The sequence below is a fragment of the Paraburkholderia adhaesiva genome (assembly GCF_021390575.1).
In the GTDB taxonomy this organism is placed as follows: Bacteria; Pseudomonadota; Gammaproteobacteria; order Burkholderiales; family Burkholderiaceae; genus Paraburkholderia; species Paraburkholderia adhaesiva.
This window is the reverse complement of record NZ_JAJEJQ010000002.1, coordinates 177,949-204,389: the sequence shown is the minus strand read 5'-3', so window position 1 is coordinate 204,389 and position 26,441 is coordinate 177,949. Positions and strand designations below refer to the sequence as shown.

Here is a 26,441-nt window from a genome sequence, read left to right as displayed (position 1 = left end):
AACGCGCCAGCCGACGAAGTCGGCTCACCAGATCGCCTCGTATGGGCTTCGAAGCGGTTCGGGAGGGGTAAAGCGACACCCGAAAATCGGCTACTTTCGAGTTTTCACACAGCCTCGGCCGAACTGAGCCAGACTATCGGACATCCTCCGGCCGACCAAGTCCAGACTTTGACAAGTAAAGGCCCTGCCTGCATCAAAAAGGGCGATCCATCTAGGTCGCCCTTGCTTATTCATGGTCCTGCAATAAACCATCTGGCGTGGAGTAGATGCGTAGCAAACCTTCACCGCTCAGATATTGGCGATACGCAAGTAACGCAAGCTCCCATAGCTCGCGTGCGACTTCAGGACCAGCATCCAGCACGTTACCCTTTTCATCAATGATGGCAAGCGTGGCAGGCTTGCCGTCTTCGCTTGTGATCCTGTATCTCTCCCACATCAGGGCCGTCACGGTCGAGTGCTTCAGCACAGGTGCGCTCTCCGGGTTTTGAGTATATGTCTTGCGTGTAGTGCCCATCACTCGTTCTCCCTTCTGCTGATCAGGCGTACACCGTGCGGGAGTGATCCGCCCTTGACCTCGAAACGCACGATCCGCAGCACGTGTACTGGCGCGTCATCCGGGTTGACCTCGACGCGCGCCGTGGCGACTCCCTGTAAAGGCTCACCGTCGACCAGTACGAGCGGGCGCGCACCGGACAGGTCGAGTTCAGCCACCGGTCCGCCTATCGCCCGCTTCATCGTCGTCGTGCTCATCACCGGTCCTCGTCACCACCATCAGTTCGACAAACGTATCGAAGCACGCTTCGCACAGACCGGATATCCGCGTCTCGATCCATCCCGCGTCGCTGTACACGTTCACGTCAGAGAAGCGCGCACCACACGAAACGCAGTGGGTGCGATAGATGGGCTGACGTGACATGGCGTGCCTCACCAATTGAGCGGATCGACATATACGGCTTCGCCCCACATGCAGGCACCGCACTTCGGCCCTTCATACACCACCTGCCCGTTCGAGAGCCCGGTGACACACGGCGTCGCACCACATGCCTCGCATTTGCGCCCGTAGTCAGGCACCCATGCGTCGATCTCGGGGTTCTCGGGACCGAGCCACTGCGCGATGGTGTCGATGCGCTCGCGGGCTCGTCGGCTATGTGATGACATGGCGCGCTCCGGTGAACCGTTCCGGCAGGCCGTCGCGCATCGACTCAAACACGAACGCACCGATCACGGTGGTGTCGAGCCTCATGGATTCCGCGACATCGACGAGTGCTTCCGGCCACATGACCGGCGTCACCTCGTCGTGGACTTGCATGAGGCGCATGAGCAGTGTCGCGTGAGCACAGAGGAACATGCGCAGCACCTCGTATCCGCCACTATCGAACGGTCTTTCTGTGAGCAGCAACATCAGCGCCGCAACGTTCTTCCCCTCCATCGCCGGGTGATAGAGCGCTTCGGGGATGACGGCCCCGACCGCGCACTCCTGTCCGAGTGCGTTGCGAAAAAAACAGACGCGCGTCGCGCCCTTCGTGCAGCGCTGGCCCTGCGCGAGCAGGTGCCACGAGACGTGGTTGAACACCTCCTGTCCGTTCCACTCGACAAGCTCGCGAACCGTGGGGTAACCGGGTCTCATGATGTCACCGCTTCCGGTTCGTGGTCACTGATGTACGGAGCGAGAGTGCGCTGCAGCAGGTCCGTGGGGCGTTCCTGACGCAACGTCATGACCGGCGCCATGTGGTCGATCACGAAGGTGTCCAGCCGATGCTCGGCGGCGATCATCCGCAACCGCACGGGCCACGCATCGGGCGTGTGCGCATCGTGCAGCCCCTGCAGTTCACGCAGCAGCCACATGTGACGCAGGAGGAATTCCGCGAAGCGGAAGTGTTCCGGATTCGTTGACGTGAGCAGCTCCGAGGCAAGTTCGTTCACACCGATGTATTCGAGGCGGGACCGGTACACCTCGTCGGGCATGAGCCAGCCGATCGCACAGCGTCGACCGTCCGGTGCGCGGTACATGCACTTCGCCGTGCCGGGTGCCATTGCGCGGGCGTTCTGGTGGAGCAGTTGCTCCGCGACAAAATTAAACACCCCCTGTTTACGAAGCGTGAGCAGGTAAGTCGTGGTGAGCTTCATGGTTCACTCCATGTCAGCACTTGAGGATCGCCCAGCGGAACAGGCGAAGGATCAGCGCGGCAGCACCCGTGATCACGAGCGCCACCACCGCGAAGCGCATCCCCATCAGCGCCGCGAAAAAGACACGTGCGGTCACGCTCATGCGGACGCGGGAGATACGTGGCGCATCAGTCATCACCGGTCTCGTCGCTGCCGACCGCGTTCGTGAAGTCGGTCGATGCCGGGACCTCGTGACCGAGCAGCCCAACGAGCCTGGCGGTCTCGTCGGGAGTCGGTAACACCTGCGCGCGGGCCACGCATGTGCACGTGCCGCCCTCCTTCGGAGTGAGTTCAACCTGATCGAACTTCGACTGCACGAACAGCAGATCGCCCTTGCCGCGACCGTTGCCCACGTGAAGGTGGAAACCGACCGGTGACCACGCGCCGCCCCACTTGACCTTGCCCAGTTGCGGGAACCGCAGGTGCGTGAGATGGTTCTTGTCCGGCCCGAGCAGATCGGGCTTGCCCGACTGCTCATACAGTGAGGCGCGCAGACCGCCCGCGAGATCATCGAGCCGTCCGTTCGGCACGTCGAACGTGATCTTTATGTCGAGCGCGTTCACATCCTTGTCGCCGTGTTTCTCGGTGCGCAGATTGAGATGGGCGATCTTGACCGTGTGCCGCTTGAGTGCCAGCATCACATCCTCCTGTCGTTACACCTGATCGTTAGCGAAGCAAAGCGTTTCGATACTCAGACGCTTGAGCAGCGATATCGCCACGGCCTGCTCAAGCGAGGCCAGTTCCATATTCGCTTCGAGCATTGACGTGAATCCGGCGTAGAACGCGATCCGCATATCGTGAAGCTGGACGGTGGATGCCTCGGGATCGATACAGTGCAACCGGAAATTCATCCAGCGTTCCTCGATGGTGTACATGATGGTCATCCCTCGAACTCGGCGGCGCGGGCGCGGTACACGGTCTCCAGTTCTGCACGCTGCTGCGGGTCCGCCACGTGCTTGATGAGGTCACCGGCATCGTTCACGGCATCGAGCGTGGTGGCGTCGTTGATCGCGTCCACCACTTCCGCGTAGCTCATCACGGTTGCACCCTTGCCGGCCGGTGCCGTGGAACCCTTCTTCTTCGCGCTCGCCTTCATGCGCGACTTCACCGCGGCGGTCCCGGCTCCCTCGGTGGCTGGAGCAGTCCCCTCGGCGGACTTCGGTCCGGTCGCCTCGAACCACTCACCGGCATCACTCATGCCGTCACGCAGCGAGGCGTAGATGCGTTTCAGACCCACCACCTGTGCTGCCGTGATCGCGCTCAGATGGCGCTGGATGCGCTTCTCGATCTGTTCCTTCGTCACACCGAACTCCGCGAATGCGTCGACCATCTTGAGCATCGCCTCGGGGCCGGTGTCGGCTTTGGCCTTCAGGGTCTTGTCCGCCTGCAGCATGGCGATCTCGACCACATCGCCGGGGATGATGGCTTCGAGACAGGCGCGTACCCGGCGCTGGGCCTGATTCGCGCACAGTTCATAGATGTCGCGCTCATCCTGCAGCATGTAGCCGCCCTTGTTCGTGTCGCGCCAGTGCGGAACGATGAAGCCGATGCGCTTGCGCGTGCGGGTCTGGAGATCGACCGCCACCGTCTCGATCTCGCTGTAGCCAATGCCGTGCTGATCGACCCCGCGCGAGCGCACCCGCCACGCCGCGTCGACGTTCCCCCAGATGGCGGCGATCTGTTCCATCGCCTTGATGCTCGGACCACGGATGTCGGTGCCGCCGCGCGAGTAGGCGTACTGGGCTTTCTCCGCGAGACCGAGCCGGGTGAACGCGTTCTCGATCCGGTCGATAGCCCGCAACTCGTCGCGCGGGTTCTTCCCGGCCATGACGTACACCACCTGCAGGTCGGCCAGTTCACGGTTCGAGTCCGCGCGTGAACCCGAGGTCTCGGTGAGGTCCCGTTGCGGACTGAGCGGGGTGTCGCTGCTGTCGTTCATCACTTCTCTCCTTTACGGGCTGAGAAACGAAAATCGATGTAAGTGGTGGGCTCGACGGTGTAGCCGTCACGCTTGACGAGCTTGCGCGTGTAACCGCCACCGTTCGGCAGCAGTCCCACGGACGCCTCGCCCATCATGTGAAGGATGCGTGCCTTCGCCGCTTTCGCGCCGGTCTCCATGAGCGCGGCATCGTCCTCGAACTGCAGGCGCGCGTAGTGCATGGTCTCGGCTTCGAATGGCAGCTTGACGGTTTCGCCGTTCGAACCGGGATACATCTTTTTCAGCAGGGGGATGGCGCTCCTGTGCCGGTAGTCGAGCGGCGGCGGGTCCCGGCGTTCTACGTGCTCCCAGAACTCGGCTTCGCCCTGTTCCACGAGGTCGATCATCTCGGGGTCCCGTTCGATGTGGTAGACCTTGAGGGAGTTACCACCGACACACGCCGCGAGGTGCCACACGTCATAGCCAGAGGTGGCGAGATAGTGATGACACTGCAGCAGATATTCCTGCGGCACCTGATCCGAGTGTTCTTCACCCCACTCACCGAAACGGTACGAGAGCGCGTCGACGTTCTTGCATTCGACACCCTCATGCCTGCCGTCGATGGTCCGGTCATACGAGGCGAGCATGTACGGAAAGCGCGCGTGCTGCGCGAGCTTGTTGTGTCGCCGCAGCTTCACACCGTAGCGCTTCGCGTACATGTCCGCGATCACCTGCTCGATGAGTTGCCCGAACTCCATGCGTTCAGCCGCCTCGGGCGACACCACCATATCGTCGGGAATCAGCCCGAGCTTTTCCTGATACAGCTGGAAAGCGGTCACGTGACGTGACTGTCCGAGCGCCGCCGCCGCGTCGCTGCCGCCAAGTCCTTTCCTTCGACCGGCCAGCCATTCTTCACGCGCGTTCATTGAACGCCCCCGGCAACTCTCCCCGCAAAAGCATCGTTCCCGAGTAAAGCTCGATCAACATCTCAACGTAGGTATCCATTACCTGCCTTGCATGTTCGCGTTCGGCGCGTGTTTCGGCGTTTTCGGCAGCATTCACCAGGTAGCCGAGTACCTGCATACGTTCACGCGGCACCACGCGAGAAAACGCATCGCGGAATACGTTAAAGAACGCGATTTTTCGTGCTGAGTTACAGGTATTCATTGCGCCCCCCTGCAGCGCGCTTCTGACCGCGCTCGGCAACATACCGCCGCATTTCAACGGCATGTGCGGCGAGGGTTAATGAGGTGGCGTCCAGTTCGTCGGCTTTTTCAAGTAACTGCTCGTCGCTGATTTGCTCGATGGGGACCGATACCTTTGCACCGTGTTCCGCCGTTACGACGTATTCCTTTTGAAGATGCTCAAAACCTTCAAGGATCAGTTGCGGGTTCGGTGTCGGGTTCACTTCCAGCTTCGGACGGCCTAATACTTGTCCGACCGTCGAGCGAACGTGTGCGTGCTCACAGAGCAGCGCAAAGTCCGCGTCGTCGTCGGGCATATTCTTGGGCAACGGGTGTTTCTTCAACACCACGTTCGTAATCCAGTCGGGTACTTTGCGCTCGTTCCTGCTTTCGAGGTCGCGAATGATTTGCTTTATTTCGGCGGTAAGGCTTTCGGCGTTGTAACCCATGATGTCACTCCGGCAAGTGCAAGCAAAAGTCGCGAATCCACTCGCCACATGTGGCGATATTCGCGCGAAGCGCGGCGCGTTCGTGTTGCTTGAAGCCGCGAGCCACATGCACTGCATCGTGTGACTGGCAGTAGTCGGCAAGACGCCGGATTTCACCACCGAACACCGACGCCGCCTTGTAGTCCTCGGGGGCGATGCCTTCGAGGTCAACAAGCGGTCGCGTTCTCGGTTGCGTTCCTTGCTTCGCGAGCTTCGTTACGGTGGGCGGATCGTTGCTCTCAACCTGTTTTTCGAACTCGGCCTTCGGCACGGCGGCAACGCGCAAAGCCGTTTTTATCTGGCCCGTGCTCATGTTGGCGTCGTGCCCTGTGGCATAGATTCCATCGACACGCTTAACGCCATTAGTAACGAAACCGGTTGATTGGCTACTCGGGCTGGCGTCCACCTGAGTAGCTTTGTGCGCCGGACTTCCACCCGGATTGCGCGGCACCGTGTCGAGCAGTTCGCCGCAGCGCCGGATTGCGCGGGCCTGAATGCGCATCGCCATCTTTTGGAGCACGTCGTCTTTCGCTTGGCGTGCGTAGGACGCCATCGCCATCGCCTTGTCGGCCCATGACTGACACTCATCGCACGTGCTTACCTGTTCAAGCGCCACGACCGCTGCCTGGTAGTTCGTGGGCAGGCGTGCGTCATCTACGGTCGGCAGGTTCGTCATCGTTACCGCGTTCATGTGTCCTCCGAAAAGCATGCAAGTGCGAGCGCGCGGTGGCGCTCGCGTTCAGTGGCCTATCTCCTGCCGGTTTTCGTCACATCGATGGATGGCCAGCGCCGGTGAACCGCGTTCTGCACCTTGACCTGCTCGGCACGGGTGCCGAACTGCGCAACACGGGCCAGCGCATTGCGGGCGCGGGCAGTCGTGTTGATCGGGTAACGCCGACCGGGCAGCGCGAAGTTCGACGGCTTGATGCGTGCCCGACCTTTGGCGGTGAGTGTCATGGCAGTCTCCTGCTCCCGTCGACGGGGTGACACGTGCAGCGGATGACGGGGAGGACAACGGTGCCGCACGTTTCCAGAACGCCTATATGCCGGTCATCCCGAGGGTCCCGTGCGCAGCCACACGACCGTGCGGTAGCCCCCGGTGGTGGCGTCGAACTGGGTGGGAAAACGCTCGGCGTCTGCCTCGGGCGGTGCGGTGTCGACAATGCCCTGCGCGGCGGCGTCGACGGACTGCAGGGTGAGACCGGTCACGATCACCCGGCGCGAACCGGTGTAGTTCTCGTGCCGCACGTCGACCGGGTGATCGGAGTCCATCACGAGTCCTCCATCACGAGATCGAGCCCGTACATCTGCAGCACCGAGCGGATGGTCTCGACTACGGCAGGACCGACATGGGGGAGCTTCATCAGGTCGCGCGGACGGCTCGCGCACAGGTCACGGATCGTTTCGACACCGCCCTCACGCAGTCCCCGGTCGATGGCGCGCGAGAAGCACAGTGCGTCGATGTCCAGGGCGCGCGGACGGCGACGGGCACGGCGGGTGCTCATGGCGCTGCCTTGTGGACGCTCACCATCGCGTGCCAGTAGCCCGAGTCGAGATCGAGCTTCGGACCGTACACCTCGGGGCACTGTTCGGGCGGTGTAGCGTTCTTCACGTCGAGCGCAGTGTTGAACACGGTCTCACGATCCACGCCGGTCACCCATACACGAGGTGCACCGCACTCGTCGATGTCACGCTGGATTGTCGTGTACATGCCCGCATTTCCTTCGCCGCGTTAATGACGGTGAAGAATAGACTTCAATTCGAATTACGCAACAGGCGAAAAAAGGATGTGTCGGGTGAATAAAAAACAAGCTATAGATTGTATTTTGCACAATCTGATTCGGTTTTATTAATCAATATCTATTTTTACAAAAAGCCTGATGCTTTTATTGACGGGGCTTTGAAGCAGTCAGTCTCCCGCCAGTCTCCCCGCAGTCTCCCGCCCGTCTCCCCGTAGTCTCCTGCCAGTCTCCCGGTCACCACCCGAAGTCATAAGGGTATACGCCTACAAAATATGTCGGATGGTGGAGCGAGGGCGTCAGACGCCTGAGAAAAAATCTTCATGTCTGAAAGGCTTGCCAGCACTGGGGTTATCGGGGAACACGCACCGTCTGTCGCGTTTCACGTGTTGAATTCGGCAAAAGCGCGGACTAGCATGATCTTCTGTCGTCATCCCCCGGAACAACCCAGGAACCAACATGGCGTGCGCGCGAGGACCAGGTATCCCCCTGGGTCACGTTGCCCTGCTCGACGCCATTGATCTCTGCGGATCGATTGGTGAACTTGCGCGGCGGGTGAACGAGTACGTTCCGTGCAATACCGCCCGGATCGACCGGTGGCTGCGTAACGGCACTGCCGTCCCGCCGCTGATTGCCCCGTTCATTGCCGAAGCGGTGGGCAACCGGGTCACCGTCCTGCGGCTGTGTCCCGAGTACGCGCAGGGCTGGAGACGGCTCGACCGGCAACTGGCCGCCGAACGGCGGATGCGACGGAAACGGCTGGAGTAAAAAACCCGACATTTGAACCGGGTTTCATTTGTGAATTACAAAAAACCTGCTTGGTGTCTTATGGAAACCATGTGGGCTTTTTTGCGTTCGTTCCACTCGAAAAAAATCCCCAAGCGGATAACTTGAGGATCGAGGTTTAGCCACGGGCTTGATGCCGGACTAAAGTGGAACGCCGTCAGAAAATATCACAATTGCACCAACCGGGAAAGCATCGTGCAACACGTTTAAACGTGCCGCCAATACGGTTTATTCCAGAAAAGGACGAAAAGTGGAAAGCGTTGTTACGCTCGTCGAGGGAGAGGCGCTGAAAACCCTTTCACCTCATCCGCTCGCGGAACTTGTACCGTCGAGCCATCACGTGAGCGTGCGCGGCAGCATCCAGAACCCGGTCGTGCTGGTCGACGGCTGGGTGCTCGATGGTCGTGCGCGCATCCATCAGGCGATCAGTCTGGACATCCCGTGTCCCTGCATCACCCTTAACGCCACACGCGACGATCACCCTGCCCTGATCATCGCGCGTGCCATGACCGCGCGTCAGCCCGAGCCCCCGACCTTCATGCGCGCCATCGTGTGTGCGCGGCTCGTGCGTGCCGTTCTCGCGCGCCCCAGGTGGCTCGACCGTTATGACTTCGGGATGGCGACGCGGCTGAAAAACAGTCACCACCTCGACGTGTTTCTCCACGCGTGTGATGTCTCGCGGGCGAGCTACTACCGTGCCCATACCGTCATCGGTGACGTGATGATCGAGCGCGCCGTGATGAGCGGGCTTCTCTCACTCAAGCTCGCGGAACGGCTTCTCAGGGTGCCCAGCCCTCACCGTGTGAAGTTTATCGACCTGCCCGCCGAGGAACGGGCCGAAGCAATCGAGCACTACCTCGAACGTCATCACAGGCATGACGCGAAGTCGCATCGTCGCGTACACGGCATGAAGTGAGACCACGCGCGCCGGTGTCGTGGCGCGCATAACCGGAGACGAAAGATGAGCCCGGCAGAGACTACGATCAGGATCGGGATCGACGAGGAAAAACTGGACGCGATGCTTGCCCAATGTGGTCGATATTTCGGTGAGGCAACGTACCGCAAGCGTCCATTCTCATGGCTGACCATCGATGTGTCGGTCGACATCGACCGGGAGATGCGGGCACGCAACCTGATGACGGTGCGTGCACTGCCGGACACCAATGTGTGAGGTCGACCGGGGAACTGACATGCCACGCTCACGCACGGTTAAGGGTGGATTCTTTCGTTCACCTGATATCCAGCACACCCCCGTCGACTGCCGGCTGCTGTTCATCTCATTGTGGACACAGGCCGACCGTGACGGACGCCTTGAGGACCTGCCGTCAAAAATCCGCGACGAGGCGTTTCCTTACGATTTTGACATCACCGAGCAGCACGTCGATGACCTGCTCAACATCCTCGACCACCGCGATCTGATCCTGCGTTACGTGGTTGAGGGTCGCCCCCTCATATTCATCACGAAGTGGAAAACCCATCAGCACCCACATCCGAAAGAAGCCAAGAGCGAACTGGCCCCACCACCTGATCCGCCCGCAAACGCCCGTCAGTCAAGGGTGCAATTTATAGGTGCGGGCCAGTTCACACCCGGTAATGACCCGGTTCATACCCAGGTGCGAACTGACCGGGCTCTTTCTTCTAATACTTCTAATACTTCTGTTTCTTCTAAGCCTTCTAAGCCTTCTGATACTTCGCCCTCCGGGCTAAAACCCTTGTCGAGTTCGCGAAAATCCGCGAACATCGACGCCGATGTGGTCGCCGGAATTTTCACCTGCTGGCAGCAGACCATGAACTCACCGAGGTCTGTCCTCGACGAGAAACGGTGCAAGGTCATCCGCGCTGCAATCGCAATGGGCTATAACGCCGAGCAGCTGTGTGAGGCGATACATGGGTGCAGTCTCACGCCGTACAACATGGGTGTGAATGAAGGTGGTGTGAAGTACAACGGCATCGCATTGATCCTTCGTGATGCCGAACATATCGACCGGTTCATCGAAGCCGGACTCCATCCACCCGTTCCGAACGGCAGTGGTGGTTCCGTCGATGAAAAGGCGAGAGCACGCAAGGATTTCGTTTCGAAGCTCACGGGCCGCGATAAGCGTAACGCCGTGTCAGCCGATCCGAATGTGATCGATGTTGACATGCCGGAGATCGCTCATCATGGGCCACGCAATACCGGAAACATGGGTTGAAAAACTGTTCGTGAAAATGGACACCATCTACGGTGCTCCCTTCGCGGACATGTGGCGCGCAGCCGACGCCGACGAGATGAAGTCGACATGGCGGCAGGGCTTGAGCGCCGCGAACCTCACGGACGAAGGACTGCGACGCGGAGTGGCCGCACTCTTTCGCACGAAGCGCCCGCCGAACCTCCCCGAGTTCATCGAACTGTGCTCGCCCACCCCGGCGATGTACCGGCAGTCTCCCCTTGCACTCACTGACGAGCAGCGCACCCCACCGGAGCAGGCGCGCGAGCAGCTTGCGAAGGTGCACGATCTTGCGACGGACACCCTTCACCAGCACAGCGGTGAGAACGGCGTTGAATGGGCGTACCGGATCATCAGGCGTTACCGCAACGGTGAACACATCACGATCCATCAGCTGCAACTCGCGAATGAGGCTATCGCGGCCTTCAACGTCACGCACGGAAAGAACGAAAACAACCACGTGCGCGAACCCGGCTCCGACGATGAGTGAGGACAAAACCATGCGAATCGAATTCGTGATCCTCGGTGAGCCTGCTTCAAAAGCGAACAGCCGCGAGATCGTGGCACGCACCACCCGCGACCGGGAAAGCGGCGAACTCAGGACCCGACCCATGAGCATCAAGTCGGACAAGGCACGCGATTACGAGACAGCGATGCTGCGGCAGATACCACCGAAGGCGCGGCAGCGTCTCACGGGTCCCGTGCGGGTGGCGATCCGCATCTGGTACGCGAGCGAGCGCCCCGACCTCGACGAGTCGGTGATCCTCGACTGCCTGCAGGACCGGTATGCGTTCTCGCCACACGGCACGGGTGAACGCCGCACGCTCGTCCATCACGGCGTGTACCGCAACGACCGGCAGGTTCGGCAGAAAGTGATCCTCCACGGCATCGACCGGCACAACCCGCGCGCCCACATCATCATCGAACCACTTGAGGCACAGCAGCTTGAGTTCGCGCTCGATGAAACCCTTGACCCGTTCGAACTGATCGAAGCATGAGCAACGAAACCCACCACCACCTCACACGTCACGCGCTGGCGATGCGCGTGCATCTGCAGCACGAGAACGAGCGGATGCGTGAGGCGTTGCACGTGATCGAGGACATCGCCGCGACGAGTCCCGACCCGAAGTCGATGCGCACCATCGCACAGATCGCCCGCTCGGCACTCGCGCCGTCACAGCCACCGCACCCGGAGATGACGCGATGAGCCACCGCTGTCCGTGGCCGGGATGCAGGACGGCTGTCCCGTCGACCATGTGGGGCTGTCCGCAGCACTGGCGCGCTCTGCCGAACGATCTGCGCGCGTGGATCGGTCGCGCCTACCGCTACGGGCAGATGACCGGTAGTCATCCGAACCAGTCATGGCGCGACGCTCACACGGCTGCGCTCGCGTGGATCGCCCAGCACGCGGACCGCCAGCAGAGCGGATGAACGGCCATGCCCTATCGCCCCCTCGAACCCGGCGACATGATCACGATCCGAGTGGCGTATGCGTTCGAACCGGACCGGTGGATCAGGGCCGTGGTGTTCTCCGCGAACGATGACACCGTGAGCGCGATGTTCATGGAGGGACCGCAACGTGGCATGTGGATCGCGCTGCGCACGCACGAACGCAACCGCACGTGGAAGTCGGGCAATGGACAAGGTTGACCGTCTGCTGCTCGACTGGCACGAGTGGGAACTCGGCTGGGAACCCGTCGCGGGCTACGGACGGGATGACGCCACGTGTGCGATGTTCCAGAGTTCGCGGCAATGGATGAGTCTCGACGACTTGAATGACGAGGTGGAACGTGGGCTGCTGGAGGCGACGGCGCGCATCGTCGGTCCCCTCGTGATGGCACTCGACGTGCGACCGAGGCTTGCCGTCAATACCGCCGTGCGGAACCTCCACGCCGGGTTCGAGGTGTGGATCAATCCACGCTTCCCGGAGTCGCAGGACGAGGACTACGCGCTCGCGAAAGATATGCTCGGACCGAAGCTGGTCACGGGCGGACTGCTCACCGTCGATGACCTCACCCGTGACACAGGCTTGACAAACCGGAATTCCGTCGCCTAGCATTCTTTTCCGAGTGGAGCAGTGTGTCCACAGGAAACGCAAAGCCCGCAACCGTCACAGGTGCGGGCTTTTTGTTTTGGACCGCACCCTCGCTTCCCGAGCTTTTCCGGACTTCCCCGGCGCGGCACTCGACCTCCCTGCCCCTGCCCGCCGCGCCGAGCTTTCCCCGACCCGGAGTCACACGACCATGCAGACCACACCGCGCACCCGTGGCCGGAAGTGGCTGCGCATCCGTGCGCGACAACTCCGGAGGCATCCGCTTTGTGCCCGATGCCTGCGCGCCGGTCACGTTACCGAAGCGACGGAAGTGGATCACATCGTGCGCGTGGCCGATGGAGGAACCGATGACCCGAGCAACCTGCAGAGCCTCTGCCATGAATGCCACGCGGACAAGACCGCACGCGAGAACGGCTGCGGACATCCGACCGGGTGTGATGCCGATGGGATGCCACTCGACCCGCTTCATCCGTGGTTCCGCTGACGCGACGCGGGCGGCGCGCTGCGGGGGCGGTTGCCGGGGGGGATTCGTCAGATCAAAGCGGCGTCGCCGGAAACCGAGAGCCAACCTTTGCTTCCTGAAGCGCGCATTGCGACGCGGGGGGGCGCCGCCCAAAACCGGCAGGCAAACGCAGGGAGAGCCCCCAGGGGCTTCCGGGACGTGAGCACGGGGATTCGGTCATGACCACCACCCCGAAGCGCACACCGACGCCGAAACGTGAGACGCGTGGCTGGCCGGCCGATTCGGTGCGGCGCTGGCCCATCGACCGGCTGATCCCGAGCGCCCGGAACGCCCGGACCCACACCGACACGCAGGTGGCACAGATCGCGGGTTCGATCCGCGAATGGGGCTGGACGATGCCGGTGCTCGTCGACGAGGCGGGCGGGTTGATCGCGGGTCACGGGCGGGTGCTTGCGGGGAGGCTGCTGGGTCTGTCCGAGGTCCCGGTGATGGTGGCGAAGGGATGGACGGAAGGACAGAAGCGCGCCTACATGATCGCGGACAACAAGCTCACGCTGAACGGTCAATGGAACGAGGAATTACTGGCGGTCGAACTTTCGGACTTACAGGAGATGGGTTTTGACATGGCTCTCGTCGGGTTCTCGACCGAAGAACTCGGGGTGATCATCAACGGGTGGGACAGTGACCTCAAGTTCGACGAGACCGACCCCGACCGACCCGGTTTTGCAATCAAGGTGACGGGGGATGACAACACCGAAAAGGCGAAGGTTGTGGACACAATCAAAGCCGCTCTTGTGGGTTTTCCGGGAGTGAAAATTGAATGACGGTGACCGTCCAACCCTGTTGATTCTTGCGAGTTATGCCTACACGGACAAACGACTGATGGATGCCCTCGTGGGGTTCGAGACACGGTGGCCGGGAACGATGGAACTGATGATCGACTCGGGTGCGTTCACGGCGTGGACCCTCGGAAAGAAAGTGACCCTCGACGGGTACTGCCGGTTCATCGATTCGTTACCGGTCAAACCGGTGCGTTACTTCACCCTCGACGTGATCGAGAACGCGGTCGAAACCGAAAGGAACTTCAACGAGATGAGGTCGAGGGGCTATGACCCGATGCCGATCTTCACACCGGGTGCCACGTTCGACTACATGGACGAACTCTACGGGTTGACGGACTGGATCGCGTGTGGGGGTGTGGCGGGACAGTACTCGAACTACGGCAAGACCTACCTTGGCCGGGTCATGAAACACGTGGGAGACCGAAAGATTCACCTGCTCGGGGTCACGAGTATGCCGGTCGTGAAGTTCTACCGACCGTACTCCACCGACTCGTCGTCGTGGGACGCGGCGCGGATATACGGACACGCCCAGATATACGTGGGTCACGGACAGATGAAGAACGTCGCCCGAAAGGACTTCATGAGAGCACCGTCTCACGAGTTCATCCGTTACGTGACCCGTGCGGGACTCGACCCGAAACGACTCGGACGGGAGCAGGACTGGCACGGGAAAGGAAGCATCCTCGAACAGATCACGGCGTTCTCGTGGGTGACACTCCAGCAGGACATGCTCAAACGTATCGGGACCCGGCTGTATCTCGGTCTGAACGCCTCCCGTGCAGTCGATGCGCTGTCTCACGCGTGGGAAGCCTACCTTAACGCAACTGATCAGGAAACCTAGCCATGTGTTCGATCTTCGGTGCCATCGGTCATAACGTCGACAACGGGATCATCGACGCCATCCGTGAAGCGGCTCGGGACCGGGGCCGTGACGGTGGACGGATGGAGGCGTATCCCCTCTCCGGTGACCGGGTGGCAGTCCTCGGGAACTGGAGGGCGACACCCACCACCGAGATCGTCACGGGCACCGACCTTCAGCCCTATGACGGCGTGGTACACAACGGCACCATCGCCAACGATCACGAACTGGGTAACCCGCACGGGGTGATAGACAGCCGGATCATCCCGGTGGTGATCGACCGGCACGAGGGGCGGACGGGTGTTTCGTCACTCGCCCATGCACTCCGGCACCTGAAGGGTTCTTTCGCACTCGCGGTCCGCAGTCCGCACACGGTCTTTCTCGCGGCGAACTACAAGCCCCTGCACTATCTGGAGATCGACGGCTCGATCTACTTCTCGTCGATGGAGCGGCACCTCTCGTCACTGGCACCGTTCGGGCGTCGACCCGTGGCACTCGACCCGTACAGCGTGCTTGACCTCACCACCCACGAGACGGTGATGCTCCCACGTCACACGAGTCGCCGTGCACTCGTCATCTGTTCGTCGGGACTGGACAGCACGACCGTTGCGTATGTGCTCAGACATGACGGGTGGAGTGTCGACCTCGTGCACTTCATGTACGGGTGTCACGCACAGACCCGTGAAGTCAACCGGGTCCGTGACATCGCAGCTGATCTCGGGTGCCGTGCGATCTTCCAGTCGCTCGACTACGGTGACAGCGACGGCGACTCCCCCCTGCTCACCGATGGTGAGATCGCCACCGGGGTTCGTGGTGCGGAGTTCGCCCATGAGTGGGTGCCCGCCCGCAACCTTCTCATGGTCGCACGGGCCGTGGCCTACGCCGAGGCGAACGACTACGGGGCGGTCGCCCTCGGCAACAACCTTGAGGAAAGTGGTGCCTTCCCCGACAACGAGGAACGGTTCACCGAACTGCTCAACGCGGTGCTTCCCTTCGCCGTCCAGGCCAACCGCAAGGTCGAACTGCTCTCCCCCGTGGGCAACCTGATGAAGCACGAGATCGTGGCACTGGGCACCCGTCTCGGTGTTCCGTTCGGCCTCACGTGGTCGTGCTACCGGGGTGGTGACGAACACTGCGGGGTGTGTGGCCCGTGTCACATGAGACGCATTGCGTTCATGCGTAACGGTCTCACCGATCCGGTGTTTCAGGATCAGGCTGTGATGTCATGACCGCGATCTCGGAAGTCATCCGCGACCGGTTGCTCAGTGCGGGTGCTTCCCATCTGGCTCACGACAACATCTCGGCGTTTATCCATCCGGGTGAACTGGAGGCGCTTGAGCACGAGGTCGAGGAAAAGGTGGAGGGACTGTTGCGCTCCCTCGTGATCGACCACGACCACAACACCGCCGACACCCCGAAACGGGTGGCGCGGATGTATCTGCACGAGGTGTTCCGTGGTCGGTACGAGCCACGACCGGACCTCACCGACTTTCCGAACGTTCGCAGGCTCGACGAGCTATACACCGTGGGTCCGGTGAGCGTGCGTTCCATGTGTTCCCACCATCTGTGCAGTGTCACGGGACGTGCGTGGATCGGCGTCATCCCCGGCGAACGGGTGATCGGCCTGTCGAAGTTCAACCGGCTCACAGACTGGGTGATGTCCCGTCCGCAGATACAGGAGGAAGCCGTGATGCAACTGGCTGACGAGATCGAGGCGGCGATCCGGCCACAGGGGCTCGGTGTGATCATCCGCGCCACGCACTCGTGCATGACCACACGGGGCGTGCGCGAACACGACACGACGATGACCACGAGCGTGATGCGCGGCCTTCTCCGGGAACACGCCGCGCGTGACGAGTTCATGCGTATCGTGCGCGGGCAGGAGTTTTGACGTGATCCGCGCCACGCGCTACCACGACATCTCGTGCGGTCACCGGGTGGTGGGTCATGAAGGCAAGTGCGTTCACCTCCACGGCCACAACTACCGGGTGCACTTCTCGTGCGAAGCCGCTGCGCTCGACGCCATCGGTCGTGTGATCGACTTCGGTGTGATCAAGGAACGGCTGTGCGGGTGGCTTGAGGATCAGTGGGACCACCGGATGCTCCTGTGGTGCGATGACCCGTGGCTCCCCTTCGTGCGCGAGATCGATGCGACGGTCGTGAGTGTCCCGTTCAACCCCACCGCCGAGAACATGGCCCAGCACCTCGTGATGCTTGTGGGACCGGTGGTGCTCGACGGGACCGGTGTGCGGCTCGTCGAGGTGACCGTCGAGGAGACGCGCAAATGCAGCGCGACCTACAGCCGGTGACGGTGAACTCCATCGCCTACCCCGTCAACGAGACGTTCGAATCGCTGCAGGGTGAAGGCAGCTTCACCGGCACCCCTGCCGTGTTCATCCGTCTGCAGGGCTGTGACGTGGGCTGTCCGTGGTGTGACACGAAGCACACGTGGCGACGCGATATCGACGCGATGGTGAGCATGGAGGTGATCAACGCGAAAACGGGTGAAGCCGTCGAGACGTGGACATGGTTCGACCTCCAGTCGGTCGCCCGCATCGTTGGCAGTACGCGTGCACGACACGTGGTGATCACGGGTGGTGAGCCGTGCCAGTTCGACCTTCGTCCCCTCATCGCCCTGCTCGAAGCGCAGGGGTGCCGGGTACAGGTCGAGACGAGCGGCACCTACGCCCCCCAGGTGAGCCCCACCACGTTTCTCACCGTGAGCCCGAAGTGGCACATGCCCGGTGGCCGTGCGGTGCTCGACGCGGCGCTCAGTCGCGCCGACGAGTTCAAGGTCCCGGTAGGCAGGCAGGCGGACATCGACCGGGCGCGTGACCGTCTCGCCCCGTTCGACGGCGTGGCCCTGTGGCTTCAGCCGTTGAGCCAGTCACCCACCGCGACCGCGCTCTGCATTGAAGCCGCGCAACGCTACGGGTGGCGCGTGTCACTGCAGACACACAAGTTCATTTCAATCCGATGAGGTGCCCATGCCCACGAGGGGAACCAGGCCAAAACCCACCGCCCTGAAGGTGATCACGGGCAATCCGGGTGGACGCCCGTTGCCGGAACGTGAGCCGAAGCCACGCACGGGAGTCCTGCGTCGACCGCGCCACCTCGACGCGAACGCATGTGCCGAGTGGGATCGGCTCGTGCCCGAACTGCGCGTAGCCGGAATTCTCACGAGTATCGATGTCGCGGTGCTCGCCGCGTACTGCATGGCGTACTCGCGCTGGATCGACGCCGAGGAAGCGATCCAGCGCATGAAGGTGCGCGACCAGCTCACATCCGCCCTGATGATCAAGACCACGAACGGCAACGCCATACAGAACCCGCTCGTGGGCGTGGCGAACCGGGCGATGCTCATCATGTCGAGACTCGCGTCCGAGTTCGGCATGACCCCTGCAGCGCGGACCCGTATCGAACCGGGCGTGCCCAATGGCGACGAGCCGGACGAGGCGCGGCACTACTTCTGACGTGGTGGCGCGCTACGCGCGTGCTGTGGTAACCGGGAAAGTGGTCGCGGGTCCTCACGTCAGGGATGCGTGTGTGCGGCACCTCGACGATCTTGAACACGGTCACGAACGCGGGCTCGTGTGGGATGGGAAAGCCGCGCGACGTGCTGTCGGATTTTTCCGTGACGTACTCCGGCTGAACGGTGGCGAGTTCGAGGGGCTTGCCTTCGTGCTGCTCGACTGGCAGGCGTTCATCGTCGGCTCCCTGTTCGGGTGGCTGCGGGTCGACGGGACCCGGCGCTTTCGTGAGGCGTACATCGAAAGCGGCAAGGGCTCGGGCAAGTCACCGCTTGCAGCCGGTGTCGGTCTCTACATGCTGATGTCCGATCAGGAGATGCGCGCCGAGGTGTATGCGGCGGCGACGCGCCGTGATCAGGCGATGATCCTGTTCCGTGATGCCGTGGCGATGGTCGACCTCTCGCCACAACTCTCGCGCCGGTTGCTCAAGAGCGGGCGGGGTGAACGTTGCTACAACCTCGCCTATCTCGCCAAGGGTTCTTTCTTTCGCCCGATCTCCAGCGACTCCAGCGGCCAGAGCGGACCGCGCCCCCACTGCGCGCTGATCGACGAGGTGCACGAGCACAAGGATCGCACCGTCATCGACATCATGCAGGCGGGCAAGAAAGGTCGCCGCCAGCCGCTCATTTTCCAGATCACCAACTCCGGGGTCGACCGCACCTCACTGTGCTACGAGAAGCACGAGTACGGCGCGAAGGTCGCTGACGGCACGCTCGATGACGATGCGTTCTTTGCCTACATCTGCGCACTCGACGAGGGTGAGGACCCGTTCGAGGATGAGCGCTGCTGGTTCAAGGCGAACCCGTCACTCGGCGTGACGATCCAGCGGTCCTACCTCGAAGAACAGGTACGACTTGCACGCGGGATGCCGTCGCTCGAATCGGTGGTGCGGCGCCTGAATTTCTGCCAGTGGGTCGACGCAGAGAACCCGTGGATCACCAACGAGGTGTGGCGCTCGTGCGAAAGCACCACGCTCACGCTTGATGACTTCAAGGATGCGGTGGTCTACGGCGGGCTTGACCTCTCGGGACTGCGCGACCTCACGGCGCTCGCCGTCGCCAGGCGCAATGACGATGGCTCGGTCGATGCGTTCGTGGACTTCTGGACGCCCGAGGACACCATGCTCGAACGGGCGCGGCACGATCACGTGCCCTATGACGCGTGGGTACGCAAGGGTTATCTCTACACGACACCGGGCAAGGTCATCAAGTACGGCGTGGCGGTCAAACGGCTCGGTGAACACATGGAGACGATGCACTTCGAAGGCATCGCGTATGACCCGTACCGCATCAAGTACTTCCGTGACGAACTGGAGTCCGCGGCACTCCCGGTCGACATGGTGTCCCACGGACAGGGCTTCTACCGCGCGTCCGATTCACAGCTATGGATGCCGCGCTCCATCGAACTCATCGAGCAGCTGATTTTCGACGGCAAGCTGCGCGTCCTGTTCAACCCGTGCCTTCACTGGAACGTCTCGTGTGCGGTGATCGAAACCGACGCGAAGAACAACCGCATGTTCAAGAAACGCAAGGAAAACGGCAGACGCATTGACGGCATCGTGGCTCTCACGATGGCCGTCGGTTTCGCGCTCAACAAATCCACCGAGCGTGAGCCCGAGTACCAGATGTTCATCCTCTAAGCAGGAGTCCACCATGAACCGCGATTTTTGGGCGCTCGAAGTCCGGAGCGTCGATGAGGACGTGCGCGTGCTGGAAGGCGTGGCGACTACCCCCGTGCCCGACCGCTACGAGGACATCGTGGAACCGATGGGGGCGCTCTACAAGCTGCCCCTGCCGCTGCTCTGGCAACACAACCACCACGAGCCCGTGGGTCACGTCGAGTTCGCACAACCCGATGACAAGGGCATCCCGTTCCGGGCGCGCGTCGCACGGCTCGATGAACCCGGCAGGCTGAAGGACCGGCTTGACGAGGCATGGCAGAGCGTCAAGGCCAATCTCGTGCGCGCCGTCTCCATCGGCTTCCTGCCGCTCGAAGAATCCCGCCTCGAACACGGCGGTGTGCGCTTCATCAAGTGGGAGTGGATCGAGCTTTCGCTCGTGACCATTCCCGCGAATCCCGAAGCCACCATCCACACGATCCGATCCATGCACCGCACTACCCGAGCCGCGTCAGGCACAGAGGGTGGCGTGGTCGTGCGGCTCGATCAGAACCCTGCGCGCGCTGGCGCAAAACCATTCGTGATCCATAAGGTTCACGTGAAGGAGTAATGCCATGAACATCGCGGAGCAGATCGCCGCGTATGAAGCCAGGCGCGCGGCACATGTAGCCCGTATGTCCGAGATCATCGCGCTCTCTGGTGAGAAGGGTGAAACCCTCGACACCGAGCAGCAGGAGGAATTCGACACCCTGCAGGGCGAGATCGAGGCGATCGACGGACACCTCAAGCGGCTGCGCATCGTCGAACAGTCGGAAGTGGCAAGCGCCAAGCCCGTTGCCGGTGCGAACCCGAAGGCCGCAACCGCATCCCGTAGCACGAGCGTGTCACCCATCATCACCGTGCAGCGCAACGTCGAACGCGGCACGGCGTTCACCCGGTACGTGATGGCAATCGCCCGCTCGAAAGGTAATCTCATGCAGGCTGCTGAGATCGCCCAGTCGTGGCGCGACACGACACCCGAGGTCGAGATCGTGCTGCGCGCGGCGGTGGCGGCAGGCACGACCACCGATCCCGAGTGGGCCGGTGCGCTCGTGCCGTACCGCACGATGGCCGACGAGTTCATCGAACTGCTGCGACCGGAGACCATCATCGGGCGCATCGAAGGTTTCCGGCGCGTGCCGTTCAACGTCAAGATGCCCGCCCAGCTAACACCGAGTTCGGCATCGTGGGTCGGTGAGGCAAAACCCAAACCCGTCAGCAAGCTCACGTTCGAACTCATCACCCTCGGCTTCGCGAAGGCAGCAGGCATCGTCGTGCTGACTGAAGAACTCGTGCGCTTCTCGGACCCCTCGGCGGAAGCCGTGGTCCGCCGCGACATGATCGAGACCATCGCCCGGTTCCTTGACGAGCAGTTCATCGATCCGACCGTGGGACCGGTGCCCGGTGTTCACCCGGCGTCGATCACCTACGGCGCGGCGCATATCGACGCGACGGGCAGCGACCCGTATTCGCTGCGCGCCGATGTGTTCGCGCTGCTCGGGATGTTCGTCGGCGCAAACATGTCGCTCGCGGGTGCGTACTGGATCATGAGTCCGGTCAACGCGCTGGCGATCTTCATGATGCAGAACCCGCTGGGTCAGCAGGAGTTCCCCGGCATCAACCAGAACGGCGGCGTGTTCTTCGGACTCCCGGTGATCGTGTCGATGACCGCGCAGAACCTCATCGTGCTCGTGCAGCCGCGCGACATCCTGCTTGCCGATGACCGTGGCGTGACCATCGACATCTCGCGCGAAGCGTCCGTGCAGATGGACGATGCGCCGACCGGTAACGGCGTGGGTCTCGTCAGCCTGTGGCAGCAGAACATGGTCGGCGTGCGTGCGGAGCGCTTCATCAACTGGGCTCCCCGTCGCCCCGAGTGCGCGGCCTATATCAGCGATGCGGACTACCAGCCGAACCTTGCCGGTTCACCGACCGTACCGGAGCCCGGTGAACCGGGTGGCTATGCCGGTCTGATGCCGGGTCTCGGCGTGGGTGGGCGTCCCCTTGCCGGTGTCACGCCGGGAACCGAAGAAGCACGGCGTTCACGTCGCACGTCACAGGAGGACAAGGACAAGGACAAAAGCTGACACGAAGCGCGCGTAACTGGGGCGGACCTGTCCGGGTCCGCCCTTTTTCATGGGAGCGTTCGACATGAAACCACAGGGCGAGAAGGACCGGCAGCAGAAGAAACGCCGTGCGAAGGACCGTGCGGAGCAACCCGTGGCGCGTGTCGGCGCGAAGCCGAAGAAAGGCCGCTACAACCGGCGCGACATGCGCGCGACCGATGACGGAGCGTGACCATGCGCATTCTCGGCATGGAGATCACGCGCGCCGCACCGCGTGGTGGTGCCGTCACATCCAGCGGCAACAACGACGAGCGGCTATGGAACTGGACAGGCGGCGGCTGGGGTACGGGCGGATGGTGGCCGCTCATCATCCGCGAACCGTTTTCCGGCGCGTGGCAGCAGAACGTCGAACTCGCCCCCGAAACACTGCTCGCGTACCACGCGATCTATGCGTGCATCACGTTGATCAGCAACGACATCGGCAAGCTGGAGATCAGGCTGATGGAGCGCGACGAGGACGGCATCTGGCTTCCCGTCTCGAACCCGGCCTACTCGCCGGTACTGCGTCGACCGAACCACTACCAGAACCACATCCAGTTCACCGAGAACTGGATCGTCTCGAAGCTCACCCGTGGCAACACATACGGTTTGAAGGAACGCGACGAACGCGGTGTGGTGCGTCGCATCTACATCCTCGACCCCGAGAACGTGACGCCCGTGGTGACCACGGGTGGCGACGTGTACTACCAGCTAAACGCCGACAACCTGTCGGGCATTGCCGACTGGGATGTTGACTGGATCGCCGGGGTGGAGATCGAAGGGCGCGACTGGGAACATCAGATCACGGTGCCCGCCAGCGAGATGATCCACGACCGGATGAACTGCATCTTTCATCCGCTTGTCGGCACCTCCCCGATCTTCGCGTGCGCGCTCGCCGCCCGTCACGGTCTCGCGCTCGAAGGGAACGCCGCGAGCTTCTTCGAAAACGGTGCGTACCCTGGCGGGATTCTCGTGGCACCCGGTGCGATCAGCAACGAGGCGGCGGACCGGCTCAAGCGTCAGTGGGAGGAAAAGTTTTCCGGTCCGAACCGTGGCCGCATCGCCGTGATGGGAGACGGGCTGAAGTTCGAGCAACTGGGTTTGAGTGCGGCGGACTCCCAGCTTGTCGAGCAGGCCAAGTTTAATGCCGAGATCGTCTGCAGTGTGTTCCACGTTCCCGGCTTCATGCTCGACGTGGGGCGTATCCCCGGTTATCAGAACATCGAAGCATTGCTGCAGTTCTACTACTCGCAATGCCTCCAGTCGTTGATCGAGGCATACGAACTGTGCATGGACGAAGGGCTGGCGCTGCCGACCGACTACCGCACGGAACTCGATCTCGACGGGCTGCTGCGCATGGACAGCGCAGCGCTGATGAGCATGCTCAAGGAAGGCGTGACCGGCGGGCTGCTTGCGCCGAACGAGGGTCGCAGGCGGTTGAACCTTCGTCCCGTACTCGGTGGACAGACCCCCTACCTGCAGCAGCAGAACTACTCACTGTCCGCACTCGACGCCCGCGATCGCACGGGTGCCGCGCCGACCACCATCACCCCGCCCGCCGCGCCCGCACCACCCGCAGCGTCGAACCCGCCCGATGAACCGGTCCCCGCACAGAACGCCGTGTCGGTCGAGGACATGTTGCGGCTCGGGCGTGAGGGCCTCGTGCGCGAAGCGCTCGCCCCCACCGATGGAGCGCGCACACCATGACACCGGCTGAAGCAAGGCAATTCATGGGCGTCGTCACGCAGTTGATCGGTGAAGGCGTGCGCAACGGGCTGGCTCCCCTGATCGCACGTATGCGTGTGCTCGAAGAACGCAGACCCGTCGACGGTCGTGATGGTGAGCCGGGTCGGGATGGTGTCAACGGTCCACCGGGTCCGCAGGGCGAGCCAGGACGTGACGGCGCAGTGGGTCCTGCCGGTGTGGATGGCCTGCCGGGTCCGACCGGTCCTGAAGGTCCTCCCGGCGCGCAGGGCGAGCCAGGACGTGACGGCGCGGTGGGTCCTGCCGGTGTGGATGGCCTGCCGGGTCCGACCGGTCCTGAAGGTCCTCCTGGTGCGCAGGGCGAGCCAGGACGTGACGGCGCGGTGGGTCCTGCCGGTGTGGATGGCCTGCCGGGTTCTGAAGGTCCCGAAGGTCCTCCCGGTCCGCAGGGTCTCCCCGGTCCTGCGGGCCGTGATGGCGTCGACGGTCCGCCCGGTCCACCCGGTCGTGATGGTGAGGACGGTGAGGACGGCGAAGACGGTGAGGACGGCAGGGATGGCGCTCCGGGCCTCGACGGGCGCGATGGACGCGACGGCAAGGATGGCCGTGACGGAAAGGATGGCCGCGACGGTGCGGACGGCAGGGACGCCGCAACGATGGTCGTGATCGAGGGGATCGAGCCGGAGCACACCTATGCGCGCGGAACCTTCGCGTGGCACGAGGGGGGATTGTGGCGCGCCGAGACCCAGACGAGCGGCATGACCGGGTGGCGCTGCGTGATGCCCGGCACCTCGTCGGTCGACATGATCCACAACGGCTCGCGCGGGTTCACGTTCGTGGTTCACCGCTCCGATGGCGTGGTCGAGCCTCACACCTTCACCTTGCCGGTCGTGATCTATCGCGGTGTGTTCGAACCGGGCCACGAGTACGAACCCGGCGACATGGTGACGTGGGGCGGCTCGATGTGGCACTGCAACGCGCCCACCACCGTAAAGCCCGACGCGGGCGGTGGTGCGTGGACGCTCGCCGTGAAGCACGGGCGTGACGGGCGCGACCTGCGCGAAGGAGAACGGTGATGGCCTGGTGGATCGTCGACCGCAGGATTTATCTCGACTGGATGTACGCACCGTTCATCTGGGGCGACGAGCGCGGGCAGCAGTGGATTCACTTCCACATGCCCCCCGACGAGGACCACCCAGGCGGCGTGCGTGAAGTCCAGATGCTGTGCACGGTCGACGAAGCGAAGGAGTGGCTGCGCATCGACACCGACGAGATGGAGCTAAACATCAAGGTCGCCATTGCCGGTGTGAGCGAGATGGTGATGACCTACCTCAAGCGTCGCCGCAATTTCGGGGATGACGCGATCCCCCCCGAGGTGAAGCTCGCCACGCTCGCGGGCGTCGGTTACGTGATCCGTGACCCCGATGGTGTGGAGGCCGCGCAGCTGGAGATGGGCTACCTGCCGAAGCATGTCATGAACATCCTCTATCCGCGTCGCACGCCGACGCTTGCGTGATGGCGACCTCGACCAGCACCTCGGGCGCGCAGGCAGGCCGCTTCAAGTACCGCGTGCGGCTCGAACGCCCGAAGCGTGAAGTGCTCGATACGGGTGAACCGCGTGTGGCCGGGTGGGAACCCGTACCCACACCACGCAACGACGGGCGTGTGTGGGCCGCGATCTCACCGATGAGCGGGCGTGAGTGGCTGGCGTCGCAGGAGTGGCGACCGCAGGTGACCACGCGCATCACGATCCGCTGGCGCAACGACATCACCACGGCCAACCGTGTGATTCACGGCGACACGATCTACAACATCGAAGCCGTGATCCCGAACATGGTGGCGAACCGTCCCGATCTCATGCTCATGTGCACGAGCGGCGTCATCACCGAAGGAGGTCAGCCGTGATCGAGATCAGGGAGGTACAGGGTTTGAGCGAACTTGAACGGTTCCTCAAGCAGATGCCTGCCGAGATGGCGACACGGATGCTCGGCGCCGCACTGCGCAGTGCGGGAAAGCCGATGCTCGAAGAAATCAGGCGCAACGTGCTGGAGCAGTTCGGAAGCTCGGCGGACTACACCGGGGAACTCCACGACGCGATCCTCTCGCGCGCCAACCGGCGCACGCAATACGCGAAGCGCATCGACGTGACGGTACGTGCGCGCCGGGTCAAGGGGGGCCGTGTCAAGCGTGGGCCGTCCGCCTACGGTCGTTACCTCGAATACGGCACGTCGAAGATGCGGGCACACCCGTTCTTCAATCCCGGCATCACGGCCAAGACGCCCGAAGCAATCAACGCCTTTCGCAAGACCCTGCGCGCCAGCGTGAAACGGTGGTGCCAGAAAAACAACGTGAGGTTCGAGGAACGGGGAACGTGATGAACGAGGCCGAGTTCTTCGCGCTGCTCAACCCCGCCCTGCCGGGACGCGTCTTTCGCATCCTGGCTCCCCAGGATGTTCGGGAACCCTACGTGATTATCTCCGTGATCAGCGCACAGCCCCGCATGACCCTGTGCGGTGCGACTCCCCTGTGGCAGATGAACTACCGCGTGGACTCGTATGCGCGAACCCATCAGGACGCGAAGGAAATCATGAAACGCATTCTGCGGATCATCGACGCCTGCAACGGTGACCCCATGTACGAGGACTGGCAGGAGATGCACGAACAGGACACGCGCATACATCGGGTGAGCGTGGTCGTTTCACTGTCATGGCAACCCGATCAACCCGTACAGGAGCAGTGA

At 62.5% G+C, this 26,441-nt stretch carries 46 protein-coding genes; 28 read left to right on the top strand and 18 right to left on the bottom strand.

The window, feature by feature from the left end:
• Positions 1–226: 226 nt before the first annotated feature.
• The 18 genes from L0U80_RS16410 to L0U80_RS16325 all read right to left on the bottom strand — a co-directional run bounded on the left by L0U80_RS16410 (position 227) and on the right by L0U80_RS16325 (position 7,467).
• Complete coding sequence (locus L0U80_RS16410; protein WP_233866771.1) at positions 227–514, bottom strand: hypothetical protein; 288 nt, start codon at positions 512–514, stop codon at positions 227–229.
• Positions 514–750 carry a hypothetical protein gene (locus L0U80_RS16405; protein WP_233866767.1) on the bottom strand — a complete coding sequence of 79 codons (237 nt, stop codon included), beginning with the start codon at positions 748–750 and terminating at the stop codon, positions 514–516. The genes L0U80_RS16410 and L0U80_RS16405 overlap by 1 nt, the downstream gene beginning before the upstream one ends.
• On the bottom strand, positions 704–916 hold the full coding sequence (locus tag L0U80_RS16400) for a hypothetical protein (RefSeq protein ID WP_233866764.1): 213 nt from the start codon (positions 914–916) through the stop codon (positions 704–706). The genes L0U80_RS16405 and L0U80_RS16400 overlap by 47 nt, the downstream gene beginning before the upstream one ends.
• A gap of 8 nt (positions 917–924) precedes the next feature.
• Positions 925–1,158: a hypothetical protein gene (locus L0U80_RS16395; RefSeq protein WP_233866761.1), complete on the bottom strand. Its 234-nt coding sequence runs from the start codon at positions 1,156–1,158 to the stop codon at positions 925–927.
• Positions 1,145–1,627, bottom strand: coding sequence for a hypothetical protein (locus L0U80_RS16390; protein ID WP_233866758.1), 483 nt, complete (start codon positions 1,625–1,627; stop codon positions 1,145–1,147). The genes L0U80_RS16395 and L0U80_RS16390 overlap by 14 nt, the downstream gene beginning before the upstream one ends.
• Positions 1,624–2,127, bottom strand: coding sequence for a hypothetical protein (locus L0U80_RS16385; RefSeq protein WP_233866755.1), 504 nt, complete (start codon positions 2,125–2,127; stop codon positions 1,624–1,626). Before L0U80_RS16385 ends, L0U80_RS16390 begins: the two co-directional genes overlap by 4 nt.
• 13 nt (positions 2,128–2,140) lie before the next feature.
• Positions 2,141–2,302: a hypothetical protein gene (locus L0U80_RS16380; protein WP_233866753.1), complete on the bottom strand. Its 162-nt coding sequence runs from the start codon at positions 2,300–2,302 to the stop codon at positions 2,141–2,143.
• A complete protein-coding gene (locus tag L0U80_RS16375; protein WP_233866751.1) occupies positions 2,295–2,804 on the bottom strand; it encodes a hypothetical protein in 510 nt (169 codons plus the stop codon). The genes L0U80_RS16380 and L0U80_RS16375 overlap by 8 nt, the downstream gene beginning before the upstream one ends.
• A 15-nt stretch (positions 2,805–2,819) precedes the next feature.
• Complete coding sequence (locus L0U80_RS16370) at positions 2,820–3,050, bottom strand: hypothetical protein (RefSeq protein ID WP_233866749.1); 231 nt, start codon at positions 3,048–3,050, stop codon at positions 2,820–2,822.
• The gene (locus L0U80_RS16365) at positions 3,047–4,105 is read right to left on the bottom strand and encodes a hypothetical protein (RefSeq protein ID WP_233871359.1); all 1,059 of its coding nucleotides are present in this window, start codon (positions 4,103–4,105) and stop codon (positions 3,047–3,049) included. The genes L0U80_RS16370 and L0U80_RS16365 overlap by 4 nt, the downstream gene beginning before the upstream one ends.
• Positions 4,105–5,010, bottom strand: coding sequence for a YqaJ viral recombinase family nuclease (locus tag L0U80_RS16360; RefSeq protein WP_233866747.1), 906 nt, complete (start codon positions 5,008–5,010; stop codon positions 4,105–4,107). Before L0U80_RS16360 ends, L0U80_RS16365 begins: the two co-directional genes overlap by 1 nt.
• On the bottom strand, positions 4,997–5,251 hold the full coding sequence (locus L0U80_RS16355; protein WP_233866735.1) for a hypothetical protein: 255 nt from the start codon (positions 5,249–5,251) through the stop codon (positions 4,997–4,999). Before L0U80_RS16355 ends, L0U80_RS16360 begins: the two co-directional genes overlap by 14 nt.
• Positions 5,238–5,717, bottom strand: coding sequence for a hypothetical protein (locus tag L0U80_RS16350; RefSeq protein WP_233866732.1), 480 nt, complete (start codon positions 5,715–5,717; stop codon positions 5,238–5,240). Before L0U80_RS16350 ends, L0U80_RS16355 begins: the two co-directional genes overlap by 14 nt.
• Positions 5,718–5,721: 4 nt before the next feature.
• Positions 5,722–6,447: a hypothetical protein gene (locus tag L0U80_RS16345; RefSeq protein WP_233866729.1), complete on the bottom strand. Its 726-nt coding sequence runs from the start codon at positions 6,445–6,447 to the stop codon at positions 5,722–5,724.
• Positions 6,448–6,503: 56 nt separating this feature from the next.
• Positions 6,504–6,713, bottom strand: coding sequence for a hypothetical protein (locus L0U80_RS16340; RefSeq protein ID WP_233866726.1), 210 nt, complete (start codon positions 6,711–6,713; stop codon positions 6,504–6,506).
• A gap of 93 nt (positions 6,714–6,806) precedes the next feature.
• A complete protein-coding gene (locus L0U80_RS16335; RefSeq protein ID WP_233866724.1) occupies positions 6,807–7,028 on the bottom strand; it encodes a hypothetical protein in 222 nt (73 codons plus the stop codon).
• Positions 7,028–7,261 (bottom strand): DNA-directed RNA polymerase subunit alpha C-terminal domain-containing protein, encoded by a 234-nt coding sequence (locus tag L0U80_RS16330; RefSeq protein ID WP_233866721.1) that lies wholly within the window; start codon positions 7,259–7,261, stop codon positions 7,028–7,030. Before L0U80_RS16330 ends, L0U80_RS16335 begins: the two co-directional genes overlap by 1 nt.
• Positions 7,258–7,467, bottom strand: a complete 210-nt coding sequence (locus tag L0U80_RS16325) for a hypothetical protein (RefSeq protein WP_233866719.1) — start codon at positions 7,465–7,467, stop codon at positions 7,258–7,260. Before L0U80_RS16325 ends, L0U80_RS16330 begins: the two co-directional genes overlap by 4 nt.
• Before the next feature lie 487 nt (positions 7,468–7,954).
• Here L0U80_RS16325 and L0U80_RS16320 point away from each other — a divergent pair, with 487 nt between their 5' ends.
• From L0U80_RS16320 to gp17, 28 genes are all read left to right on the top strand, one after another.
• Entirely contained in the window at positions 7,955–8,263 is a 309-nt protein-coding gene (locus L0U80_RS16320; protein ID WP_233866716.1) for a hypothetical protein, read from the top strand.
• A 268-nt stretch (positions 8,264–8,531) separates the two neighbouring features.
• On the top strand, positions 8,532–9,197 hold the full coding sequence (locus L0U80_RS16315; RefSeq protein ID WP_233866714.1) for a hypothetical protein: 666 nt from the start codon (positions 8,532–8,534) through the stop codon (positions 9,195–9,197).
• Positions 9,198–9,242: 45 nt separating this feature from the next.
• Complete coding sequence (locus L0U80_RS16310; RefSeq protein WP_233866712.1) at positions 9,243–9,452, top strand: hypothetical protein; 210 nt, start codon at positions 9,243–9,245, stop codon at positions 9,450–9,452.
• A 19-nt stretch (positions 9,453–9,471) separates the two neighbouring features.
• A complete protein-coding gene (locus tag L0U80_RS16305) occupies positions 9,472–10,473 on the top strand; it encodes a hypothetical protein (RefSeq protein WP_233866710.1) in 1,002 nt (333 codons plus the stop codon).
• Entirely contained in the window at positions 10,442–10,978 is a 537-nt protein-coding gene (locus L0U80_RS16300) for a hypothetical protein (RefSeq protein ID WP_233866708.1), read from the top strand. The genes L0U80_RS16305 and L0U80_RS16300 overlap by 32 nt, the downstream gene beginning before the upstream one ends.
• Before the next feature lie 10 nt (positions 10,979–10,988).
• Positions 10,989–11,486 carry a RusA family crossover junction endodeoxyribonuclease gene (locus tag L0U80_RS16295; RefSeq protein WP_233866705.1) on the top strand — a complete coding sequence of 166 codons (498 nt, stop codon included), beginning with the start codon at positions 10,989–10,991 and terminating at the stop codon, positions 11,484–11,486.
• Positions 11,483–11,695, top strand: coding sequence for a hypothetical protein (locus L0U80_RS16290; RefSeq protein WP_233866702.1), 213 nt, complete (start codon positions 11,483–11,485; stop codon positions 11,693–11,695). Before L0U80_RS16295 ends, L0U80_RS16290 begins: the two co-directional genes overlap by 4 nt.
• Positions 11,692–11,919 carry a hypothetical protein gene (locus L0U80_RS16285; protein ID WP_233866699.1) on the top strand — a complete coding sequence of 76 codons (228 nt, stop codon included), beginning with the start codon at positions 11,692–11,694 and terminating at the stop codon, positions 11,917–11,919. The genes L0U80_RS16290 and L0U80_RS16285 overlap by 4 nt, the downstream gene beginning before the upstream one ends.
• A 6-nt stretch (positions 11,920–11,925) precedes the next feature.
• A complete protein-coding gene (locus L0U80_RS16280) occupies positions 11,926–12,138 on the top strand; it encodes a hypothetical protein (RefSeq protein ID WP_233866696.1) in 213 nt (70 codons plus the stop codon).
• On the top strand, positions 12,125–12,544 hold the full coding sequence (locus L0U80_RS16275; RefSeq protein ID WP_233866693.1) for a hypothetical protein: 420 nt from the start codon (positions 12,125–12,127) through the stop codon (positions 12,542–12,544). The genes L0U80_RS16280 and L0U80_RS16275 overlap by 14 nt, the downstream gene beginning before the upstream one ends.
• 187 nt (positions 12,545–12,731) lie before the next feature.
• Positions 12,732–13,025 (top strand): HNH endonuclease, encoded by a 294-nt coding sequence (locus L0U80_RS16270; protein ID WP_233866690.1) that lies wholly within the window; start codon positions 12,732–12,734, stop codon positions 13,023–13,025.
• A gap of 197 nt (positions 13,026–13,222) precedes the next feature.
• A complete protein-coding gene (locus L0U80_RS16265) occupies positions 13,223–13,828 on the top strand; it encodes a ParB/Srx family N-terminal domain-containing protein (protein ID WP_233866687.1) in 606 nt (201 codons plus the stop codon).
• Positions 13,829–13,886: 58 nt separating this feature from the next.
• Positions 13,887–14,687: a hypothetical protein gene (locus L0U80_RS16260; protein ID WP_233866684.1), complete on the top strand. Its 801-nt coding sequence runs from the start codon at positions 13,887–13,889 to the stop codon at positions 14,685–14,687.
• 2 nt (positions 14,688–14,689) lie between these two features.
• Positions 14,690–15,934 carry a 7-cyano-7-deazaguanine synthase gene (locus L0U80_RS16255; protein ID WP_233866681.1) on the top strand — a complete coding sequence of 415 codons (1,245 nt, stop codon included), beginning with the start codon at positions 14,690–14,692 and terminating at the stop codon, positions 15,932–15,934.
• Positions 15,931–16,596 carry a GTP cyclohydrolase I gene (gene folE, locus L0U80_RS16250; RefSeq protein WP_233866664.1) on the top strand — a complete coding sequence of 222 codons (666 nt, stop codon included), beginning with the start codon at positions 15,931–15,933 and terminating at the stop codon, positions 16,594–16,596. The genes L0U80_RS16255 and folE overlap by 4 nt, the downstream gene beginning before the upstream one ends.
• Position 16,597: 1 nt before the next feature.
• The gene (locus L0U80_RS16245) at positions 16,598–17,014 is read left to right on the top strand and encodes a 6-pyruvoyl trahydropterin synthase family protein (protein WP_233866660.1); all 417 of its coding nucleotides are present in this window, start codon (positions 16,598–16,600) and stop codon (positions 17,012–17,014) included.
• Complete coding sequence (gene queE / locus L0U80_RS16240) at positions 16,990–17,685, top strand: 7-carboxy-7-deazaguanine synthase QueE (protein WP_267954838.1); 696 nt, start codon at positions 16,990–16,992, stop codon at positions 17,683–17,685. Before L0U80_RS16245 ends, queE begins: the two co-directional genes overlap by 25 nt.
• A 7-nt stretch (positions 17,686–17,692) precedes the next feature.
• A complete protein-coding gene (locus L0U80_RS16235; RefSeq protein WP_233866656.1) occupies positions 17,693–18,178 on the top strand; it encodes a phage terminase small subunit P27 family in 486 nt (161 codons plus the stop codon).
• 73 nt (positions 18,179–18,251) lie between these two features.
• Positions 18,252–19,874, top strand: a complete 1,623-nt coding sequence (locus tag L0U80_RS16230) for a terminase large subunit (RefSeq protein ID WP_233866653.1) — start codon at positions 18,252–18,254, stop codon at positions 19,872–19,874.
• A gap of 13 nt (positions 19,875–19,887) precedes the next feature.
• Complete coding sequence (locus L0U80_RS16225) at positions 19,888–20,463, top strand: HK97 family phage prohead protease (protein ID WP_233866650.1); 576 nt, start codon at positions 19,888–19,890, stop codon at positions 20,461–20,463.
• 4 nt (positions 20,464–20,467) lie between these two features.
• Complete coding sequence (locus tag L0U80_RS16220) at positions 20,468–21,979, top strand: phage major capsid protein (protein WP_233866648.1); 1,512 nt, start codon at positions 20,468–20,470, stop codon at positions 21,977–21,979.
• A 64-nt stretch (positions 21,980–22,043) separates the two neighbouring features.
• Positions 22,044–22,190: a hypothetical protein gene (locus L0U80_RS16215; protein WP_233866646.1), complete on the top strand. Its 147-nt coding sequence runs from the start codon at positions 22,044–22,046 to the stop codon at positions 22,188–22,190.
• Positions 22,191–22,192: 2 nt separating this feature from the next.
• Positions 22,193–23,704, top strand: coding sequence for a phage portal protein (locus L0U80_RS16210; RefSeq protein WP_233866642.1), 1,512 nt, complete (start codon positions 22,193–22,195; stop codon positions 23,702–23,704).
• Positions 23,701–24,777, top strand: coding sequence for a collagen-like domain-containing protein (locus L0U80_RS16205; protein ID WP_233866639.1), 1,077 nt, complete (start codon positions 23,701–23,703; stop codon positions 24,775–24,777). Before L0U80_RS16210 ends, L0U80_RS16205 begins: the two co-directional genes overlap by 4 nt.
• Positions 24,777–25,217, top strand: coding sequence for a head-tail connector protein (locus L0U80_RS16200; protein ID WP_233866636.1), 441 nt, complete (start codon positions 24,777–24,779; stop codon positions 25,215–25,217). Before L0U80_RS16205 ends, L0U80_RS16200 begins: the two co-directional genes overlap by 1 nt.
• Positions 25,217–25,606, top strand: coding sequence for a phage head closure protein (locus tag L0U80_RS16195; RefSeq protein WP_233866615.1), 390 nt, complete (start codon positions 25,217–25,219; stop codon positions 25,604–25,606). The genes L0U80_RS16200 and L0U80_RS16195 overlap by 1 nt, the downstream gene beginning before the upstream one ends.
• Positions 25,603–26,076 carry an HK97-gp10 family putative phage morphogenesis protein gene (locus tag L0U80_RS16190; RefSeq protein WP_233866612.1) on the top strand — a complete coding sequence of 158 codons (474 nt, stop codon included), beginning with the start codon at positions 25,603–25,605 and terminating at the stop codon, positions 26,074–26,076. The genes L0U80_RS16195 and L0U80_RS16190 overlap by 4 nt, the downstream gene beginning before the upstream one ends.
• Positions 26,076–26,441 (top strand): tail completion protein gp17, encoded by a 366-nt coding sequence (gp17, locus tag L0U80_RS16185; RefSeq protein ID WP_233866610.1) that lies wholly within the window; start codon positions 26,076–26,078, stop codon positions 26,439–26,441. The genes L0U80_RS16190 and gp17 overlap by 1 nt, the downstream gene beginning before the upstream one ends.